Raw genomic sequence first — 23,472 nt, 5'->3', positions numbered from 1 at the left:
ATATAATATTATGGGAAATAAAAGCATACAAAAGTTTTTTGCCGATCAAAATTCTGTAATTGATTTATCTTCTTTGGGTAATGCCAAAGGCGCAAAAGTTTCTCTTTCCGGGCCAGACATGAACATTACCACGCCGCATGGGTCAGTGATCATTGTCAATGGCGCTCTTTATTCAAGTATCAAAGGCAATAACCTCGCTGTTAAATTTAAAGATAAGACTATTACTGGCGCTAAAATTCTGGGCAGCGTAGATTTAAAAGATATTCAACTAGAGAGAATTGACAGCTCATTGGTTGATTCTGCTCAGGTAGAAAAGAAAGGTAATGGCAAACGACGAAATAAGAAGGAAGAAGAGGAATTAAAAAAGCAGCTTGACGAGGCTGAAAACGCAAAGAAAGAAGCTGATAAGGCGAAGGAAGAAGCTGAGAAAGCTAAGGAGGCTGCAGAAAAAGCGCTCAATGAAGCGTTTGAAGTACAGAACTCGTCAAAGCAAATTGAAGAAATGCTGCAGAACTTTTTGGCTGACAATGTAGCAAAAGACAATCTGGCTCAGCAAAGCGATGCTTCCCAGCAAAATACACAGGCTAAAGCAACGCAGGCTTCTAAACAGAACGATGCTGAAAAAGTTCTTCCTCAACCTATTAATAAAAATACCAGCACTGGCAAAAGTAATAGCAGTAAAAATGAGGAAAATAAGCTCGATGCCGAGTCTGTTAAAGAGCCGCTTAAAGTCACATTAGCGCTTGCGGCCGAGAGTAACAGCGGTAGCAAAGATGATAGTATAACTAATTTTACCAAACCTCAGTTTGTAGGTAGCACTGCTCCCAATGCCACGGTCATTATTAAAATTAATGGTATTGCTGTCGGTCAGGCTGTAGCGGATAGTTTGGGTAACTTCACCTTCACTGCGCCTGAAACATTGACTGATGGAACATACAATCTGGAGGCAGAGGCCAAGACTGCTGATGGGAGCGGTAGCGCCAAACTTGTCATTACTATCGATTCCGTTACCGATAAGCCAACATTTGAACTTTCGCCTGAAAGTAGTGTGTCTGGTCATAAGGGCTTAACGCCGACCTTGACGCCTTCAATTGTTGGTACGGCGGAAGAGAATGCCAAGGTTGACATTTATGTAGATAATAAACTGGTTGCCAGCGTTGATGTCGATAAAGATGGAAACTGGAGTTATGAATTTAAAGATAATGAATTATCTGAGGGCGAAAATAGTATAAAAGTCGTTGCCGTAGATAAAGCAGGTAATAAAAACGAAACGACGGATAGTATCATAACCGACACCATTGCTCCGGAAAAGCCGACGATTGAGCTGGATGATAGTAGTGATTCCGGCATTAAAAATGACAGCATTACAAATAGCACCCTGCCAACATTTATTGGTGTGGCGGAACCCGGTTCTACAGTCTCTATTTATCTTGGACTTAAACATCTTGGTGAGGTCATTGTTGCTAAAGATGGGACATGGAGCTATACGCTTACTACGCCGCTCAAGGATGGCGAATACAATATAACAGCAACAGCTACTGATATTGCCGGACATACCTCAGCGACGGCAAATCTGCCTTTTACTATTGATACACGTATCAGCTATTTCAGCGCTGAGATTGAAACGACGAATGATAGCGGTATTGTCGGAGATAACGTTACTAACAATACTCGCCCAACCTTTACAGGTAAAACTGAGCCAAATGCTATTATCAGTGTCATAAATAGTGAGACTGGCGAAGAGGTTATTTTTAAAGCGAATGACAAGGGCGAATGGACGTTCAATTTCACTTCCGACTCAGTGGAAGGGATTAACAATCTTACGTTCACTGTTGAAGATGTCGCTGGCAACAAAAAGGATTTTTCCTTTAGTTACGTTATCGATACTGTTGCCCCTGTACCTCCGACGGTTTCTTTGGAGGATTTTGTTGTTTTACCGAATGGTATAATTTTATCAGGGAATGATTTACCGGCTTTAGTCGGTACGGCAGAGCCAAAGTCTACCATCTTATTGATGCGAGATGGCAAATTATATGACAGCATTGAGGTTGACTCAAACGGGACCTGGAATTATCAGTTTAGTAATAAATTTCTTCAGGGCGCCTATGATATTGAAATCATTTCTCAGGATGCCGCCGGTAATAAATCCTCTACTGTTAAATATTCTTTTACTATTCAAACTGAAGTTGTACCTCCAAAAGCGGAACTCGATGCCAGTGATGATTCCGGTGCAAAAGGCGACTGGATTACCAATAAACATAATGCTCTGACATTACTGGGAACAGCGGATAGGTTTGCTACCGTAAATATCCTTATCGATGGTAAAACGATAGGCGTGACGACTGCGGATGCAGACGGTAACTGGAATTTTGATATTTCCCGAAATCTGTCTGACAATGTTTATAAGATTACGGTTGAATCCATCGATCCTTTAGGAAGAACGTCATCTGTAGATTATCAGCTTACCATTGATAGCTTTACGCCGATCCCTACTGTTATGTTGCATGATAGCGCTGATTCTGGCGTTAAAGGCGATATGATTACTAAAATTAATACGCCGTTGTTTACCGGGATGGCTGAAGCTAATGCTAAGGTTTCCATCTATGTCGACGGTGTGTTAAGTGGCGAGGCTATTGCTGGCGATGATGGTGTATGGAATTTTCAATTTACCACAGCGTTATCCGATGGCTCGCATGACGTAACGGTAAAGGTAGAAGATATTGCCGGTAATACTGCCTCCTCATCAGCGTATAATTTCCAAATCGTAACGCAAACGCAAAAACCAACAATAGAGTTGGTCAACGATACGGGGGTTGATAATACAGACCATATTATTAATGAAAAGAATCCTGCACTGACAGGAACCGCTGCACCCTATTCAACGGTTAAACTCTATATTGATGGTGCACTGATCGCTGAGGTCAGAACAAATAAAGATGGCAGATGGGAGTATACTCTGAAAGCCGATCAAGGTTTGGTTGATGGCGATCATAGAATAACTGCTTCAGTTGAAGATATCGCTGGCAACATTGCCCATTCGGATCCTTTCTTAATTAGCGTCGATACTGCTATTTCAATACCGATAGTTTCATTGAGCCCGGATTCAGATTCGGGAATTTCAGATGATAATTTAACGAATATCGTTAAACCTACCTTGCACCTAAAAGATATTGATCCGGACATTATCAGTGTTCAGGTATGGGATGCCGCGTCTGATACGCAGATCGGTGTTGCCACGCAACAACCTGATGGTTCATGGGCCTATACCTTTACTTCAGATTTAACGGAAGGCTTGCATCAGGTTTATGTCAAGGTTGAGGACATTGCGGGTAATAAAGCGAACAGCGCGGTATTCGATTTTACTATCGATACCACAGTATCAACGCCGGTGATTTCCCTGCTTTCTAAGGATGATACGGGGGTTACAGGCGATAACCTGACCAACATCAATAAGCCAGGTTTTGCTATTTCCGGTGTTGATGCCGATGCGCATCGGGTCGTCGTACAGGTGATGCACAATGGCGTGAGCGAAGAGATCGAACTTTCTCACCTCAATGGTAGTTGGTTATTTACACCAGGGAATACGTGGGCGGATGGCAGCTACACGTTAACGGTGAAAGTAGAAGATAAGGCAGGAAATACCAACTACTCAGCACCGCTGACGGTCGTTATCGATACCCAAATCGCCATTGATGGGGTGGAACTGGTCAACGATAGCGGCGTGAAAGGCGATAATATGACCAACGACGACCGTCCCCACTTTCGTGTGACGGTACCGACGGATGTCAATGAAGTCCGTCTGAGCATTGACGGTGGTAATTCGTGGGTTCAGGCAACTCCGGGCGTGGCAGGAAGCTGGGAGTATATCTGGCCGACAGACCTGGCAGATGGTCAATACACGCTAACGGTGGAAGCGACTGATAAAGCAGGCAATACAGTGACGAAGACCATCGATTTCGCGGTGGATACCACGCTGTCAGTGCCGGTCATCGTACTGAATAGCGCGGACGATACCGGTGTCCAGGGCGATAACATGACGAATAGCACCCAGCCGACATTTGCCCTGCAGCATATTGATGATGATGCCGTTCGCGTTACGGTCAGCGTGGAGCATGGCGGCGTCACCACCACATTTGACGCCACGAAAGGCACAGGCGGATGGAGCTTTACGCCGACAGGGGCGTGGGCGGATGGTGATTATACCCTGAGTGTGTCAGTCGAAGATAAAGCGGGGAACACCAGCCATTCGTCATCGCTGACGGTGACGGTGGACACGCAAATCGCCATTAATAACATTGAACTGGTCAATGACAGCGGTATTCCCAACGATAATCTGACTAATAACGTGCGTCCGCACTTCCAGGTGACGGTACCGACGGATGTCAACGTGGTGCGCCTGAGCATTGACGGCGGCAAGACGTGGTTCAACGCTACCCAGAACGCGACGCCGGGCGTCTGGGATTATATCTGGCCGGATGATGTGGCCGACGGAGGCTATACCCTGACGGTAGAAGCGACCGATGAGGCGGGAAATAAGACAACACAGACGCTCGATTTCACCATCGATACCACTCTGTCTGTGCCGACCCTCTCGCTGGACAGCGCAGATGACAGCGGCATCGCGGGCGATAATATCACCAATGTTAAAACGCCGGGCTTTACCCTCAACAATATTGATACCGATGTCAGCCGGGTAACAGTGGAGGTAATGCACAATGGCATTAAACAGGAGGTGCCACTGGTTCAGACCGGCGGACAGTGGCGCTTTGCGCCGACCAGCGACTGGGCGGACGGCGACTATATCCTGACGGTGAAGGTAGAAGATAGGGCCGGAAATGTGAAGCAGTCCGCGCCGTTGACGGTGACAGTGGACACGCATATCGCCATTGACCGTATTGAACTGGTTAACGACAGCGGTATCCCCGGCGATAATCTGACCAATGAAGCGCGCCCGCACTTTCAGGTGACAGTACCGGCGGATGTTAACGGTGTAAGACTGAGTATTGATGGCGGCAAAACGTGGTTTGACGCCACGCAGAGCGCGACGTCGGGCGTCTGGGATTATACCTGGCTGACGAATGTGGCTAACGGCCCTCACACCCTGATGGTGGAAGCGTCCGACAAGGCGGGAAACAAAACGACGCAGAAACTGGACTTCATCATCGATACCATGCTGTCAGAACCGACGATTACCCTGGACAGTGCGGATGACAGCGCCGCTGGCGATAACATCACCAACGTTAAGATGCCAGGCTTTACCCTCGGTAATATCGACGCCGACGTGACCAAAGTGGTGGTGACGGTGGCGCATGATGGTAAGAACCAACAGATAGAGTTGATTAAGAACGGCGGTGTGTGGCGCTTTACGCCGGGCGCAGCCTGGACCGATGGCGACTATACGCTGACGGTAAAGGTAGAAGATAAGGCGGGTAATACAAATTATTCTGCGCCGCTGACGGTGACTATCGATACGCAAACGTCTATTGATCGCATTGAACTTCTTAATGACACGGGTATTGTCGGGGATAACCTGACCAATGAAGCACGTCCACAGTTTCATATTACGGTACCGACGGACGTGAACTCTGTGCAACTGAGTCTTGATGGCGGCATCAACTGGGTTAACGCAACGCTGACGCCCGACGGCGTTTGGGAGTATATATGGCCGACAGATCTGGTCGAAAATACGTATACCCTGACAGTGAAAGCAACCGATGTTGCAGGCAACACGGCGACGGAAACGCTCAATTTTATCATTGATACCACATTGTCGACACCGACCATCACGCTGGATAGCGCAGATGATAGCGGCACCGCCAACGATAATAAGACTAACGTTAAAACACCGGGTTTTATTATCGGCGGTATTGATTCTGACGTGACTCAGGTCGTCGTGCAGGTGATGCGCGATGGTCACAGCGAGGAGGTGGAGCTGACGCAGACTAACGGGCAGTGGCGTTTTGTACCCGGCAGCGCGTGGACTGATGGCGACTATACGCTGACGGTAACGGTGAAAGATGAGGCGGGTAATATTCGCCACTCAGCGCCGTTGACGGTTACCATCGATACGCAAATCGCCATTGACCATATTGAACTGGTCAATGACAGCGGTATTCCCGACGATAATCTGACTAATAACGTGCGTCCGCACTTCCAGGTGACGGTACCGACGGATGTCAACGTGGTGCGTCTGAGCATTGACGGCGGCAAGACGTGGTTCAACGCTACCCAGAGCGCGACGCCGGGCGTCTGGGATTATACCTGGCTGGCTGATGTGGGTGAGGGGAAGCATACCCTGACAGTGGAGGCGACCGACAAGGCGGGAAACAAAACGACGCAGCAACTGGACTTCATCATCGATACCCTACTGTCAGAACCGACTATCGTGCTGGACAACACGGACGACAGCGGAACAAAAGGCGATAACCTGACCAACGTAAATAAGCCGACGTTTTTACTGGGCAATATTGACGCAGACGCGCGGTATGTCACGGTTGAGGTGCAGCATGGCGGCACGAAAGAAGTGCTGACGGCCACCAAAGACGCGACCGGCAACTGGAGCGTAACACCGACCGGCACATGGGCAGATGGCGACTATACGCTGACGGTGAGGGTGGAAGATGAGGCGGGGAACGAAAAACACTCAGCGTCGCTGACGGTCACTGTTGATACCCAAATCACCATTGATGCTATTGAACTGGTTAATGATAACGGTATTCCCGGCGACAATATGACTAACGACGCCCATCCGCAGTTCCGCGTGACGGTACCGGGGGACGTTAACGAAGTCAGTCTGAGCATTGACGGTGGCGTGACCTGGGTTAAGGCGACACAGAGCGCGACGCCGGGCGTCTGGAATTATACCTGGCCGGGCACCGTGCCGGATGGCGACTATACGCTGAATGTGAAAGCGACTGACAATGCGGGTAATACGGTGACGGAGACACTCCACTTCACTATTGATACCACGCTGTCGACGCCGGTCATCGTACTGGATAGCGCGGACGACACCGGCATCCAGGGCGATAACATGACTAATCGCACCCAGCCGACATTTAACCTGCAACATATTGATGATGATGCCGTTCGCGTTACGGTCAGCGTGGAGCATGGCGGCGTCACCACCACATTTGACGCCACGAAAGGTGTAGGCGGATGGACCTTTACGCCGCCGACATCATGGGGGGCGGGCGATTATACCCTGAGTGTGTCAGTCGAAGATAAAGCGGGGAACACCAGCCATTCTGCATCGCTGACGGTGACGGTGGACACGCAAATCGCCATTAATAACATTGAACTGGTCAATGACAGCGGTATTCCCGACGATAATCTGACTAATAACGTGCGTCCGCAGTTCCAGGTGAAGGTACCGACGGATGTTAACGAGGTGCGCCTGAGCATTGACGGCGGCAAGACATGGTTCAACGCTACCCAGAGCGCGACGCCGGGCGTCTGGGATTATACCTGGCTGGTTGATGTGGGAGAGGGGAAGCATACCCTGACAGTGGAGGCGACCGACAAGGCGGGAAACCAGACGACGCAGAAACTGGACTTCATCATCGATACCCTACTGTCAGAACCGACTATCGTGCTGGACAGCACGGACGACAGCGGAACAAAAGGCGATAACCTGACCAACGCGAATAAGCCGACGTTTTTACTGGGTAATATTGACGCAGACGCGCGGTATGTCACGGTTGAGGTGCAGCATGGCAGCACGAAAGAAGTGCTGACGGCCACCAAAGGCGCGACCGGCATCTGGAGCGTGACACCGACCGGCACATGGGCAGATGGCGACTATACGCTGACGGTGAGGGTGGAGGATGAAGCGGGTAACGTAAAATACTCGGCGCCGCTGACGGTCACGGTTGATACCCAAATCACCATCGATGTTATTGAACTGGTTAATGATAACGGTATTCCCGGCGACAACCTGACCAATGACGTTCGTCCACACTTCCGCGTCACGGTGCCAGGGGATGTCAACGAGGTACGTCTGAGTATCGACGGCGGTAATACGTGGGTTCGTGCAACACAGGGCACGGCAGGGATCTGGGATTACACCTGGCCGAAAGATGTGACCGACGGGCTACATACCCTGACGGTAGAAGCGACCGATAAGGCGGGAAATAAGACGACGCAGACGCTCGATTTTACCATTGATACCCGGCTGTCAACGCCTACCATCACTATGGATAGCAGGGACGATACAGGTGCCATTGGCGATCATATTACGAGCGTCAAAAGACCGGGCTTTACCATTGGCAATATTGACGCCGATGCGCACTCGGTCATTTTGCGGATCACACAGGGCGGCAATAGCCAGGAAGTGACACTAACCCAGGTTGGAGGACAGTGGCGCTTTACGCCAGATGCTGACTGGGCGGACGGTAGCTATACGCTAACGGTAGAAGTCCAGGATAACGCGGGGAATGTCCGCCAGTCCACGCCGCTGATAGTGACGGTAGATACGCAAACCAGTATTACCGATATTACATTGGTCAATGATCATGGCGTGCCTGATGACAATCTAACTAACAGTACCCGTCCGCAGTTTGAGATCACGGTGCCGGCGGATGTGAATTCTGTGCAACTGAGCATTGATGGCGGCGCAAACTGGGTGAGCGCGGCGCAGGGTATCGAAGGCGTCTGGGGCTATACCTGGCCAACGGATATGGGCGATGGAAAACACACCCTAACCGTCATGGTCACCGACAGAGCGGGCAATACGGCGACGCAAACGCTTGAATTTTTCATCGACACCCGGTTGTCGACGCCGACCATTGCGCTGGATAGCACGGATGATACCGGTACGCCTGGCGATGATATGACCAATCGCACCCGACCGACCTTTATTCTGCAGAATATCGATTCGGATGTTATCAACGTTACAGTCAGCGTCACGCATAATGGAACGACAACCTCGTTTACTGCGACACAGGGGGCTGGAGGATGGAGCTTTACACCGCCAGCACCGTGGGGCGACGGTGATTATACGCTGACGGTGACAGTGGAGGATCGGGCGGGAAATACGCGTCCGTCTACGCCGCTGACGGTGACAGTGGATACGCAAATAGCCATTGATCATATTGAATTAGTCAACGATAGCGGCGTCCCTAGCGATAATATCACAAAACATGTGCGTCCGCAGTTCCAGATCTCGGTACCGGATGATGTGGAAAAGGTTCTTCTGAGTATTGACGGCGGCACGACCTGGGTTACTGCAATCAAGAGTTCGACGGCTGGCATTTGGGATTACACCTGGCCGACGGATATGCCAGAGGGACAGCATACCCTGATCGTGGAAGTGACTGACGGTGCGGGTAATAAGATGACGGGGACGCTCGATTTCACTATCGACATCACGTTGTTGACGCCAACCATTGAGCTAGCGCCCGATCAGGATACCGGACAGAATAAGAACGATAATCTGACCAGTGTCACTCAGCCGATATTTGTGTTGGGGAGTATCGATAAAGATGTTCGACACGTGGAATTGAGTATTGAGCATAACGGCACGTTTAAAACGGTGGTACTCACCGAATCAGCCGACGGCTGGCGTTATCGACCGGATTCTGCTTTGGCGGACGGTAGCTACACATTCACCGTGACGGTAACAGATGTGGCAGGCAACCAGCAAACATCCGCGCCTTTAAAGGTGACGATAGACGGTACGTTGACTACGCCGGTGATTGAACTGGCAGCTGGCGAAGATAGCGGTACTGTTGGCGATCGCCTCACCAATCACGATCGGCCGGTGTTCGACATACGCCAGGTTGATTCTGACGTTACGCGCGTGATGGTCAAAGTAACTTACAACGGTAAAACGCACGAGGAAGCGGCGGTATTCACCAATGGTCAATGGCGCTTTACGCCTTCTGCGAGCTGGGCTGATGGCTCATATCAGTTAGCCGTTGTGGTGGAAGATCTGGCGGGGAATGTAAAAGAATCTGCGCCGTTAGAGGTGCGTATTGATACCACGACAACCATTAACAATATCGTATTGCTTAATGATACTGGCGTGCAGAATGATCAATTAACGAATGTTGCCAAACCGTCATTCAGAATTGACGTTCCCGGTGATGTCATCCAGGTACGCGTAACCCTGGATGGTGGCGCTAACTGGAATGTGATACGCAAAAATGCCGACGGACAGTGGATTTTTGACAGCCCGAATACTCTGGTTGACGGCACATATACCCTTCGCGTAGAGGCCACGGATGAGGCAGGTAATATTGCGAATAAAGATTTAGTATTTAATATCGATACTAATATACAGGTTCCGACTATTGCTTTAGACGCAGGACAAGATACCGGAGCGAATACAGCCGATAATATCACTAATATTTCACGACCCACCTTTACGATTGGTAATGTTGACCCCGATGTTATTAAAGTCGTGGTGACGATTGATGGTCATGATTATAACGCGACTAAGGTTGGGGCTGGTTGGCAATTTACACCAGGCAATGCCATTCCGGATGGTTCTTATAATATTACCGTTACGGTTGAAGATAAGGCCGGAAATACCGCGACATCGAAACCATTACCTGTTGTGATAGATACGACGGCTGAAATTGAAAGCGTCACGTTGGTTACAGATAGCGGTGATAGCGATGTAGATAACATTACCAAAGTCGACAAGCCGCAGTTTAGTATTGTTACCGCTGATGATATTACCCATGTGCGCGTTAAAATCGATAACGCCGCTAATTGGATTGAACTCACAAAAGGAGGGGATGGCCGCTGGATATTTAATGTCGGTTCGGCATTACCTGATGGGAAACACACTCTCTTGGTTGATGTGACTGATATCGCTGGCAACGTTGCGCAAGAAACGCTGCAGTTTACGATTGATACGACTCTGCGAGAGCCGACAATTGTACTCGATCCCACCCATGATACTGGTGATGATACTAATGATAATCTTACCAGGATTAACAAACCGGTGTTTATTATCGGTAATGTCGATAATGATGTATCACACATTGTGGTTCATATTGATGGTCGGGATTACACCATTGAAAACACAGGGGGGAATTTAACCTTTACGCCGGATCAACCGCTGTCTGACGGTCAGCATACGATCTCTGTTACCGTAACGGATATTGCTGGTAATACCAAAACATCGGCCGAACTGCAGATTGAAATCGACACGCAGGTTCAGATTGACAGTGTTACGTTAACAACAGATAGCGGCGTCAACGATCACGATAATGTCACCAATGCTACCCGTCCCTCTTTTGAAATTGCAACGCCTGATGATGTGACATCGGTGCTGGTTTCTTTCGATGGCGTAAACTGGACGCCTATCAGTAAAAATGCGGCCGGGCAGTGGGAATTTACTGCAGGTAGCGCATTGCCTGATGGTCATTATACTCTCCATGTCCAGGCGACGGATCGGGCAGGAAATACGGCAAATTCCACGCTGGGCTTCACCGTGGATACGCAGATTGACGGCCTGAGCGTCGTGATGCTGGACGACGCCGGAAAGGATTCTACGGATGGTATTACGAATATTACCTCTCCACGTTTTGAAATTTCAGCCAGAGAACCGCTGCAGAGCGTGACGGTAATTTTAAACGGGAAATCCAGCACACTGACTCAGGGGGCAGGTAATAAATGGCTGTTTACCCCTGATACACCGTTAGTGGATGGAACTTACAAAATAGAAATAGTGGCTGAAGATATCGCAGGTAATAAAATTAGCAAAGAGGTATCATTCACAATAGACACTATTGTTTCTGATCCCAGTATTGATTTGCTGGATGCGGATGATACTGGCGAAAGCGCTGTTGATAATATTACGAGTGTCACTAAACCACGTTTCGTTATTGGCAATGTACCCGCCGATATTGATACTGTTGTAATCAGAATTAACGGCGTTTCTTATCCGGTTACGGCAAATGGCAATAACCTCTGGGAATTTCAGGTTCCCGTTGCGTTAAACGATGGCGTATATGAAGCCGTTGTTGTCTTCAGAGATATTGCCGGAAATACTTCTGAAACTAAGCTGCCCTTTACCATTGATACCACGACAAGCGTCAGTGTCAGAATGGAGCCAGCGTCTGATACCGGCAGCTCCAATAGCGATAACCTTACGAATAAGCAAAATCCCAAATTCGAAGGTACTGCGGAGCCTAATGCGAAACTGGTGATTACCATTGTTGATGATAAGTCAGGTCGGGAGGTTCTAAAACACACGATTACGGTTGGCGCCGATGGCAACTGGAGTGTGACGCCGAATATACTGCCGGATGGCATGTATACCATCAACGTCGTCGCAACAGATGTCGCGGGAAATACTGCGCAAACGCAGGAAAGATTCACTATCGATACGGTTACGATCGATCCTACCATTCGCCTTTCGGATCCATCTATTGATGATCAGTATGAAGCAACCAGCCTGCGTCCTGAGTTCAAAGGGCTAGCCGAAGCGTTCTCGACGATTATGATTCAGTGGGATGGGAAAGTGGTCGGCTCGGCAAACGCCAATGCGAATGGCGAATGGAGTTGGACGCCGCCATCAGTATTAGCGCCAGGCTCCTATGTTGTGAGCATTGTTGCCAAAGATAAAGCGGGTAATGAATCGTCGCAGGTCGACTTTCCTGTCGTAATACCTGTTATTGATGTCACGCCTCCAACCATAAAGCTCAGCGAGGAGAGCGATAGTGGTGCCTTAGGAGACTTTACCACGAATAATAAAACGCCGACCCTGGTTGGGAACACGTTACCTAATGCGATTGTGAGTATTTATGTGGATGGCGTGAAGGTCGGCGAGGCGACAGCGGATACAGCGGGTCGATATACTTTCCAGTTATCGGAAATGAAAGATGGCCATTATGTCGTCCAGGTGGGTATCGTCAACCCTCGCGATAATAGCGAACTGCGTTCCACCGCCGTTGATGTCACTATCGATACCGAGGTTGCTGAACTGGTATGGAATATATCTGGAATGCATGAGGGCGGATATATCAATACGGTGACGCCGGAGATTGGCGGCACCAGTGAGCCAAACAGCAAAATCACTATCTTTGTGAATGGCGTTGAAAAAGCGATTGCTTATACGACAGGCGCAGGACACTGGGGCGTAGTATTACCTGCTTTGGGTAATGACGGTAATTATGTATTAACGTTTAAAGTTGAAGATGTTGCCGGCAATATCAGAGAGTTTGGTCCGCAGAATGTGATACTGGATACGGTAATTTCGCCGTTAACCGTGGTATTACGCGAAGCTGATGACAGTGGCAAAGTTGGCGACTGGATCACCAATAAATCTCATGTCACCATCGATGGTACTGCCGAAGCCGGAAGTACTTTAACCATCAGGAATCCACAGGGGGTGGTTATTGCTACCCTGGTGGTAGGCAATGATGGTCGATGGAGCGCAGAATTAGATCTGCGTGAAGGTAGTAATGCCTTTGTCGTGGTATCGGAAGATAAAGCGGGCAACAGCCAACAAAAAGATATCCTGATAGAACATGATACGCAGATTGAAATCAGCGATATTTCATTAAGTCGGGATACTAATAGCGGTGATAAATATGATCTGATTACCAATAATAAGTCTCCGGTACTGGTTGCCATGACCGATCCCGGCGCGACGGTACAGGTTTATATTAATGGTGTGTTACAAGGCACAGTAGAGGCGAGTTCGTCAGGTAATATTAGCTATACCATGCCGGCAAATAGCGCCGACGGCGAGTATCAGGTGCAATTTGTTGCTACGGATACTGCTGGTAACCGGGTTGAGTCTGCGATTACAACCGTGACAATCGATTCTCAAATTGCTGTCTTTGACATTGATGAAGATTCATTACCGGCCCTCTCTAATAACCGGGCGTTGTCAGTCTCAGGTGTCGGGGAGGCAGGTTCTCAGGTCAGCATCTTTGTCGATGGTAAATTAGTCAACGTTGTTATGGTTGAGGCTGATGGCACATGGCGCGCGCCGATACTGCTGCAAGATGATGGTACGTTTAATATTCATTTCAGCATTACTGACGTTGCTGGCAACACTGAAGTGAGCAAGGATTATAGCGTGGATGTCGATTCATCAACCGACTTCCCAACGCTCAACCTTGAAGATGCGAGCAACTCTGGTTCACTTGACGATCTGATTACTAGTCACAACAAGCCTGTGTTAGTTGGCACCGCAGAAGCGGGAGCCACAATCCATATTTATGTGGATGAAAAGATCGTGGCAAATGTTCTTGTGCTTGAAGATGGAACCTGGTCCTATCAGTTTGATAATGCGTTAAAAGATGGTGAATATTCTATCCGAGTGGTTGCCGAAGACCCGGCAGGTAATACGGCAGAATCGCCTCGCTTACTCGTCACGATAGATACCAGTACGTTTATCGATAATCCTGTTATGATGGCAGGTTCTGATAACGGTATTTTCAGTAATGATAGTATAACGAGTCAAACCCGGCCTGCGTTTAGTATTTATGGAGAAATGAACCAGAGTGTTCAGATTTTCATTGATGGGGTGTTAGTCGATACGATCACGGTGACGGACAGAAATCAAGTTTATCGACCTGAGTCACCGTTGGGCGATGGTTCCCATAGCATTTATTATGTTATCACCGATAAAGCAGGCAACACGGCTACCTCGAAAACGCTAAACTTTACTATCGATACCTTTAATACGACGCCTGTCGCCATTGATTCTATCGGTGGACAAACGTTAGCAGAGATGACCGGTAGTGATGGCAAAATATATATAACGGACACGACACGTAACTTATTGTTTAGTGGCAGTGCCGAGCCCAATAGCAAAATAGAAATCATCATTAATGGCTTAAATGTGGGGGAAGTTTGGGTTAATGACAAAGGCCACTGGCAGATGCCGGTGAACCCGCTTTATTTCACAGAAGGCCAGCTGGATATCACTGTTAAATCTACGGACCGTGCTGGTAACGTAAATCAGGAAAAGTATTCCATTTGGGTCGATACGCATATCCAGGTATTTACTAGCGAGCTTGATGACAATAAATCATCATCGAAAACGGACTGGTGGAGTAATAGCTCCACTATTACCATGAGAGGTATGGGGGAAATTGGCGCTACGGTATCATTAATCGTGGCAGGGGTCACGCTGGCAACCGCTGTCGTTGCGGCTAATGGGCAGTGGGAGTTATCGACCGATCAACTTCCGGAAGGGAAATACGATATCACTTTGAGTATTGAGGATAACGCAGGCAACCGTAAGGAAGAAGTACATGAAATATTTATTGATCGAACGCCGCCAAACGCTCCGGTCGTAACTTATTCAGATATTGTCAACGATCTAATTATTATGCAGGGAACGGCGGAAGCCAAATCTCAGCTAATAATAACCGATAGTAATGGGAATACTTATACGTTAACCGTTCCTGATAATGGTAAATGGAGTATGGCGATCCCGTATCCATCGGAAGGGAAGTTTACCATTACGAGTGTGGATGCGATTGGTAACCGGAGTGATGATGTCCCTCTCGATATCATGAAAGAGACTCCTGTTATTTCATTATCTCCAGACTCAGACAGTGGTACGGTGGGCGATAATATTACGCGAGATAATCAGCCTACCTTTATTATCGGGAATCTGGAAAGCGATGTTGTGGTCGTTCAGGTCGATATCAATGGGACCGTATATAATGCTGAAAAAAATGCCGATGGCGTTTGGTTCTTTACGCCAGGTACACCGTTAGCTGATGGTTCCTATACGGTATCGGTAATCGCAAGCGATGCCGCGGGTAATCAGAAAAACTCGTTACCCATTACCGTTACGATCGACAGTACGCTGACCGTGCCGGAGATTGCGCTGGCAGCAGGTGAAGGCAATGGCGCTTCAGACAGCGATAACGTGACGAATCACAATCACACCCAGCCTAAGTTCACGCTGCAGCATATTGATGCTGACGTGACCGGGGTGACCGTAAACGTGACGCATAATGGCGTGACAGACATCTATCAGGCGACGCAAGGCGCGGATGGCTGGACCTTCACGCCGCCAGCCGCCTGGAATGATGGTACCTACACGCTGAGCGTGACGGTGGTGGATCGCGCGGGGAACTCACTGCAATCTGCTTCGCTGGAGGTGACGGTTGACTCAACGGTGACGGTAACAGCGGATAGCCAGCATGACGATGCGAGCGATGACGCCACGGCAACAGCGGTTACTCCACCGGAGTCTGAAACAGTGAATGCCGAAAGCGCTACGCATCTTCGTACAGTGCCGTCTGCGGCGGAAGAAAGCGTGGTGAAGGAGACAGCCTATAGTATTACATTGTTAAACGCTGACTCTGGGGATGAAATAGATCGTTCAATTAGTCAGACACCTTCTTTTGAAATATCAGTACCTGAGAATATTGTTAATGTCAGTGTTATGTTTGAAGGAGAAGAGTTTACTCTGCCGATAACTAACCAGAAAGCAATATTCGAAGTTCCGCTATCTTTGGAAGATGGTGAATATACTATGGACGTGAAATTCCTTGATAAGGACGATGATTTCCTGATTAAGGAGAAAACATTCTCAGTCGATCACTCCTCGGCGGATATTGTGAACGCAATGAATGCAAGAGGAAAGACCGAGGATGATATTAATGATTCCCCTTCAACGAGTTCTGTAGGGCACAACAATAACGGCGCTATTGAAGTTTTCGCCGTTAATGAAGTTACGTTACCTGTAGATAATCAAGAAGAACACGCATAATAACGGAGACCCCTCACCTTTGGGTGAGGGGGTTTACTTATGGATAAAAAACTAGAACCTTATTATTTAAGTGCGGAAACGGCATTATCTATAGTGTCTAAAAAATTCAACATAAAAATTGACATCAAAGAAGATGATATAAATTTAAGATTTAAAAAGTACGACAGAAATAACACTGACGACTCTATACAAATGAAGAATTTCTTTTTGTCGTTAGGGCTTTCTCTACAGGATATATTATTTAATAATGGTGAGGATTTACTAAATGAGCCTATGCCGATTTTACTATTAACACCAGAAATGAAGTGGATGGTGTGTGTGAGTGGCGGGCAAAAAATAAAGTTGGTAAACGCGCGCGGTGAACTCTGTTATGTTGAAATTGAAGATGAATATTTAAAAGAGTTATCTGCATTTAGTATACTACCTTTAAATAAAGTTGTTGATAGTATAAGAGTAAAAAATATCATAAAAAACTCTTTATCGATGAACAAGATTTTTTATACTAAATACTTCTTTTCATCTCTTTTTATGGCAATTTTTGCGTTAACTATTCCAGTATTTAGTAATCTGTTCTATGATAAGCTTGTTCCAAGTGCTTCGGTTTCATCTTTATTTGGCGTGGCTATAATTGTTGCTGTATTTATTGTTTTTGAGTTTATCCTTCGTACTTCGAAAGATATTTATCAGTCTATCACAGCAAGGCAGGATGACGTCGATATTGATATCGCATTTCTTGAAGCGGTACTTTATAGTAAAAAGAAAAATGGCAGATCCATGTCATCAGCATTTGTGCTATGGAATGAGTTTCAGAAAATTAAACCCGTTTTATTAAACTCGATCTTTCAACGTATAGCCGATATTCCAATATTTATTATATTTCTCATTGTTATATATGTAAATTTAGGTCTGGTCGTTATTGTCCCTGTTACCATGTTTATCGTCTCTATTATTATTTCCCTCGTTAACCACCATTATACTAATGAGTTAATGAACAAACAAAAAGAAGGACAGAAGAACAGAAATATCTTCATCTCAGAGGTTTTCTTATCTATTAAAATGATCCATACCTTAAATAATCAAGGTTTACTTTTTGATTGGGTCAACACATCAAATGAACAGTCGTATCTTAACCTGAAGATAAGGAAATTAAATCTTATCTATCAATCTATATTGGGGAGTATGTCATCTATTACCCAAATAACTATTATGGTAATAGCCTTTTTTATGGTAATCAAGGGTGATGTTACTACTGGCGCAATTGTTTCATCTGTCATTGTCTCTGGTCGTATTTCCGGGATCATTTCGAATTTTTCTTCTACATTAATCTCTATTTTATCAGCAGAAAAAACCGGTAAGGATCTGCTTTCTTTTTTTGATGAAGATCAGGCAGAAAAAACACCGGCATTACAGTCCATATCAAAGTGCAATGGCGATATCTCTATTCGGGGTGTGAGTTATCAGTATGACGCTCAATCTCCGATGATTATTAACCGACTGTCTATAGACATACCTGCGGGGCAGCGTGTCGCAGTGATAGGCGAATGCGGTGCAGGAAAAAGCTCATTACTGGGAATGCTATCTGGCTACCTTTCGCCAACAGACGGCGCCATCTTATATGATGGATATAACTTAGGGCATTTATCGCAGAACTTTTTTTCTCAGCATTTAAGCGTGGTGACGACACATGATGTTTTATTCACCGGAACCATTGAAAGTAATTTCGCGTTAAAACCGCAAAACGACAGGGGCCGGGTACTCAAGGCGCTCCATCTGGCGAACTGTGGTTTTATCTTGCAACATCCTATGGGGCTGAAGTTTCCGGTGAATTTTATGGCTAAAAACCTGTCATCCGGACAGCAACAGCAGTTATTATTAGCACGTAGTCTGAGCAGTAACGCCAGCGTCTTTTTATGGGATGAACCAACATCAAATCTGGATGAAAATACCGAGAAGCAAATTTTTGATAACTTAGATGAGTTTATTCATGGGAAAACGTTGATCATGGTGACGCATCGTCGATATCTGATAAAGTATTTTGACCGGGTTCTGGTAATGAAAGGTGGAAAAATAATCCGTGATTGTTCTCCGGATAAATTATTAATGTAAAATAAGCAGCGCTTGTCGCTGTTATCAGGTGGTACTGCTTAATAAAAAAGACCCGTTGCACAAACGGGTCTTTTTTGTCATTTAACGAGTCGGCAATGTCTTCAATAAGTTTAGCTCGATTCTGTTAGGGCTATTCCACTTGCCATTTTTGGATAACCACACCTGGCGGCCCTCATCAACGGCAATGCGAGGGACGTGATGGTTCGCAAGGCTACTCCTGGCGCGCGATTCCGCGTTGAGATAACCGGTGGGCGGCTTCATCGGCAGCGATAGCGTATCAGGTCAGCACCATCGGCCATTCTGGCGGGGTCTGGCTCATCGTTTCGACCATTACGGCTTCAATGTTATGCCAGATCGCAGCGAGATCCATCATGGTAATACCGAGTAAACCGGTGGCAAACCAGCAGGCGGATACCACGCCCAGACCGCTACTGATCACCGCCAGACCAATATAATCTGATTTACGGAAACGGATATTGAGCGTGCTGGCTAAAAACATGAGCACGGCGCTCAACAGTTGCCAGCGGAGAAGAACGACACCAGTGGTTATGGCAGCCATGAAACATTTCCTCTGAATAGACCTTTGTCCAGGACAGCACGGCGTTGTTCCCGGGAAACGTGGGACATTCTGGCTATCAACGGACGTCACATCAACATCGAATGAAACATTGTTTCTGTTTCATTGTTTTTGTGAACTATATCACAAAAACAGGCTTGTTCGCCAGATCGGCAATGTATTTTTTGTGCGTTTTATAACCTTATTTTTTGTGTGACTTCTGCGCGTCCGTAGAGAAACAGCCGGAAAGCAAAGATGTATTATTACTACTCTTTTATTTCTTTTTCGTGAAATTCAGACCTGATAAAAATATCAAGTTATTTATCAAAAGAAAGGAGTAAAGATGTATACCCCATCGTTTACTTAGGTATAAATCTGATGTTATCAAAAATATTTAGCGTCCTGCCTGGTATGCGAGAGAGATTGCGCTTAGTTATTAATGGTAAATGTTGATCGGTAAAAGTCTGTTGCTAATATTGATAAATTCATGCACCGTAAACCTCCGTTTGGTTCACGTCTTATTTTGCCAACAATAGTCACAAATAATGCAGGGAAATAGGCTGAAAATGAGTCAAAGCACACGACGCAAGGTGTTGAGATTTCTCGGAACGATCATTGTGGTGTTACTTCCTGTATTGCTGGCGATCTGGTTTGCTCATATCCGGGCAGTCTCTGAAACCAGAAATCAGTTACATTCATTTGCGCAGTTGGTATTAGATAAAACGGAGCGGGTTATCCTGCAAGCGAATTTAGCCCGCGATGCCGCTGAACAATATCAGGGGCAAGCCTGTACGCCAGCCCATCAACAGCGAATGCTGAATATTATCCGCGGTCGTTTGTACATTAATGAGTTGATTTATGCTAAGGGCCAGCGTTTTCTATGCTCTACGGTTATGACGCCAACAAGTCCTTATTTTATTCCCCGCGCTGACTATAAACGAAAGCCTGACATCGCTATTTATTACTATCGTGATACGCCTTTTTTCAACGGTTATAAAATGACATATATGCAGCGGGGAAACTATGTCGCGGTTATCAATCCCTTATCTTATAGCGAGGTGATGTCAGACGATCCGGCGTTGGCCTGGGGAATGTATGATACGGTGACCAACACCTTTTTCTCTCTGAGTGAACAGGCGCAGGCTGATCACCTATTACCTTTGGTACGACGGAGTGAACCTGTGTTCCAACAGGGTGAGCGTTTTTATACTCTGGTTAAATCAGCAAAACGACCGGTTGCCGCGATTGTTTCAACCTCAAAGCAACGCTTTTACCAGAACCTCTTTCATCAGCTTACGTTAACGCTACCGTTAGGGATCATCTGTAGCATTATCGTCTTATTTATGTGGTCACGATCCCGGCAGGCATATTACTCACCGCGTCGATTGCTGCAACGGGCCATTACCAGGCACCAGCTTTGCCTTCATTATCAGCCGATCATTGATATCCGAAACGGGACATGTGTAGGTGCCGAAGCGCTATTGCGTTGGCCGGGCTATCACGGTCCGGTGATGAGCCCGTGCGAATTTATTCCGCTGGCGGAAAAAGAGGGGATGATTGAGCAGATCACCGATTATGTCGTCGAAGAGGTATTTAATGATTTAGGTGGTTTTCTGGCCGCGCACCCGCATCTTTATGTCTCTATCAATCTCTCTGCCGCCGATTTTCTCTCTTCCCGACTAATTGTGATGATTCATGAAAAAACGCGTCAGCATTCAGTGCTTGCGCAACAGATAAAGGTTGAAGTGACCGAGCGCGGATTTATTGATGTGCCTAAAATGACGCCGATTATTCAGGCGTTTCGCCAGGCGGGATACGAGGTGGCAATTGATGACTTTGGTACCGGCTATTCGAACTTGCATAACCTGTACTCATTAAATGTCGACCTTTTAAAAATTGATAAATCTTTTGTCGACACGCTAACCACTAATAGCGCCAGCCATTTGATTGTGGAACATATTATTGAAATGGCGCAAAGTTTGCGGCTAAAAATCATTGCGGAGGGGGTTGAAACGGCTGAACAGGTTAGCTGGTTGCTAAAACGCGGCGTTCAGTATTGTCAGGGATGGCACTTTGCGAAAGCGTTACCACCGCAGGAATTCATCTCCTGGCTACAACAAACGCCCGCGCCTCTGACGATACGCGGGCAGACGCCCTACAGGCGGTGACGGTAATCGCTGGGAGTGCGATCGAACTCGCGGCGGAATACACGCGAGAAGGTTTGCTGCGATACATAGCCCAGGTCCATCGCGATATCAAAAATCGGGCGCTCGGTCGTTCGTAGCTCAACAGCCGCCAACAGGAGACGGCGCTGGCGAATATACTCGCCTAATGTTTGATGCGTTACCGTACGAAACATCCGCTGTAAATACCACTTGGAGTAGCCCGATTTTTTTGCCACCACATCAATGTTTAGCGGTTGGTCGATATGTTCATCAATCCATTCGATAAGGGTCTGAATTATCTGCTGATGCGACATATTGTTGCCTCTTAAACAGTATTCGATTCGTCGTTTTGTCTGCGGGCGAGTATAATTCCTCAAGTTAACTTGAGGTAAAGCGATTTATGGAAAAAAAATCTCCCCGTTTAAAAGCCTTACTGACGCCGGGGGAAGTTGCGAAACGTAGCGGTGTTGCTGTGTCCGCCCTGCACTTCTATGAAAGCAAAGGGCTAATTACCAGTATCCGTAATAGCGGTAACCAACGGCGATACAAGCGTGACGTGTTGCGTTATGTCGCGATTATCAAGATCGCCCAGCGTATCGGCATCCCGCTGGCAACTATCGGCGACGCGTTTGGTATCTTGCCGGAAGGGCATACGTTAAGCGCGAAAGAGTGGAAGCAGCTCTCCTCGCAGTGGCGCGAAGAGTTAGACCGACGTATTCATACGCTGGTGGCGTTGCGCGATGAGCTGGACGGTTGTATCGGCTGCGGCTGTTTATCGCGTAGCGACTGTCCGCTGCGAAATCCAGGCGACAGGCTTGGCGAACACGGGACGGGTGCCCGGCTGCTTGAAGATGATTAACATGCACTCGGCCATCGGGCTGAGTTCACCTAAAACTAAAGCGCCGCTAAGGGCGCTTTAGTTTGTTTCCGGTCTTTGTCTTTCGCTCTATCCCGCTGATTACAGGAGGGTTTCCCCCGACGTCAACACCCCTCATATCGAGCACGTGGTGGAGGTTCCGGTTTGTGTTGATACTGTAAGTGTAAGCGACGACGCCCTGTTCGCCAGCGAAATGCTGATTTTTTAGCCGAAATTTTTACGGCAACTGCCATAATTTTCTATAGTTAGTTGGCATACCTTACAGGAGACAGCCATGCTGACGGTGCACCATTTAAATCAGTCTCGTTCGCAGCGCATCCTCTGGGCGCTGGAAGAGCTGGCGTTGCCTTACCAGATTGTGCGTTACCAGCGTGAAAAGACCATGCTGGCGCCGCCGGCATTGAAAAAAGTGCATCCACTGGGCAAGTCTCCGGTTATTGAAGATCACGGTATGGTTATTGCGGAATCGGGCGCCATCCTGGAATATTTGCAGGACACTTACGACAGTATCGGACGCTTTAAACCTGCGGATGCGCAGGGGAAACAACACTATCGATTCTGGCTACATTACGCTGAAGGTTCGCTCATGCCCTTACTATTGATGAGACTGCTCTTTACCTCTCTGGGTAAACCGCCGGTACCATTGGGCCTGCGAACGTTGGGCGGCGTTATCGGTAAGGGCGCGCAAAAAGCGTACCTCAATCCGCAACTGGAAACCCATGCGCGCTTTATTGACGGGCATCTGGCAAATCACCCCTGGTTTGCCGGAGAGCAGTTAAGTATGGCGGATATCCAGATGAGCTTCCCGCTATTTGCGCTGCTTGCCCGAGGCGGGATCGCTCATCTCGACCATATCAACGCATGGAAAGCGCGGGTAGAAATGCGTCCAGCCTGGCAACGAGCGATTCAGCAGGGCGGTCCGTTTACCATTCCTGGCGGATAATGGCGTTTTTGTGAGCAGATTGCGCAACGTATTTGCTAACAGCGATGCGAAAAATTGTTGCTGGATTGCGCAGGGACGATAACGTTTGCGCATCGTCTGGCGATTTATTGAGCATACTAAGCAGAAAAG

Annotated in this window: 7 protein-coding genes; 5 read left to right on the top strand and 2 right to left on the bottom strand. The window is 47.4% G+C overall.

The annotated features are described in order from the left end of the window. Positions 1 to 10 precede the first annotated feature (10 nt). Together siiE and siiF are read left to right on the top strand one after the other, a co-directional pair. Positions 11 to 16,696, top strand: coding sequence for a non-fimbrial adhesin SiiE (gene siiE / locus LCS67_RS20655; protein WP_100521820.1), 16,686 nt, complete (start codon positions 11 to 13; stop codon positions 16,694 to 16,696). A 39-nt stretch (positions 16,697 to 16,735) separates the two neighbouring features. Further along, on the top strand, positions 16,736 to 18,802 hold the full coding sequence (gene siiF, locus LCS67_RS20650; protein WP_000358574.1) for an SPI-4 type I secretion system protein SiiF: 2,067 nt from the start codon (positions 16,736 to 16,738) through the stop codon (positions 18,800 to 18,802). Between the two features lie 277 nt (positions 18,803 to 19,079). Here siiF and LCS67_RS20645 read toward each other — a convergent pair whose 3' ends face one another. Further along, a complete protein-coding gene (locus tag LCS67_RS20645) occupies positions 19,080 to 19,361 on the bottom strand; it encodes a YjcB family protein (protein ID WP_000719058.1) in 282 nt (93 codons plus the stop codon). A gap of 563 nt (positions 19,362 to 19,924) precedes the next feature. Between LCS67_RS20645 and LCS67_RS20640 the strand changes: the two genes are divergently transcribed. Further along, complete coding sequence (locus tag LCS67_RS20640; RefSeq protein ID WP_000083658.1) at positions 19,925 to 21,526, top strand: EAL domain-containing protein; 1,602 nt, start codon at positions 19,925 to 19,927, stop codon at positions 21,524 to 21,526. Here the strand turns inward: LCS67_RS20640 and soxS are convergent. Next, entirely contained in the window at positions 21,514 to 21,837 is a 324-nt protein-coding gene (soxS, locus tag LCS67_RS20635; RefSeq protein WP_000019483.1) for a superoxide response transcriptional regulator SoxS, read from the bottom strand. The genes LCS67_RS20640 and soxS overlap by 13 nt on opposite strands. Before the next feature lie 86 nt (positions 21,838 to 21,923). Between soxS and soxR the strand changes: the two genes are divergently transcribed. Further along, a complete protein-coding gene (gene soxR / locus LCS67_RS20630) occupies positions 21,924 to 22,382 on the top strand; it encodes a redox-sensitive transcriptional activator SoxR (protein ID WP_000412686.1) in 459 nt (152 codons plus the stop codon). A 292-nt stretch (positions 22,383 to 22,674) separates the two neighbouring features. After that, positions 22,675 to 23,343, top strand: a complete 669-nt coding sequence (locus tag LCS67_RS20625) for a glutathione S-transferase family protein (RefSeq protein ID WP_000958575.1) — start codon at positions 22,675 to 22,677, stop codon at positions 23,341 to 23,343. Positions 23,344 to 23,472 lie beyond the last annotated feature (129 nt).

This window comes from Salmonella sp. A7 (assembly GCF_020181675.1).
In the GTDB taxonomy this organism is placed as follows: domain Bacteria; phylum Pseudomonadota; class Gammaproteobacteria; order Enterobacterales; family Enterobacteriaceae; genus Salmonella; species Salmonella enterica.
This window is presented reverse-complemented; position numbering and strand designations above follow the sequence as displayed.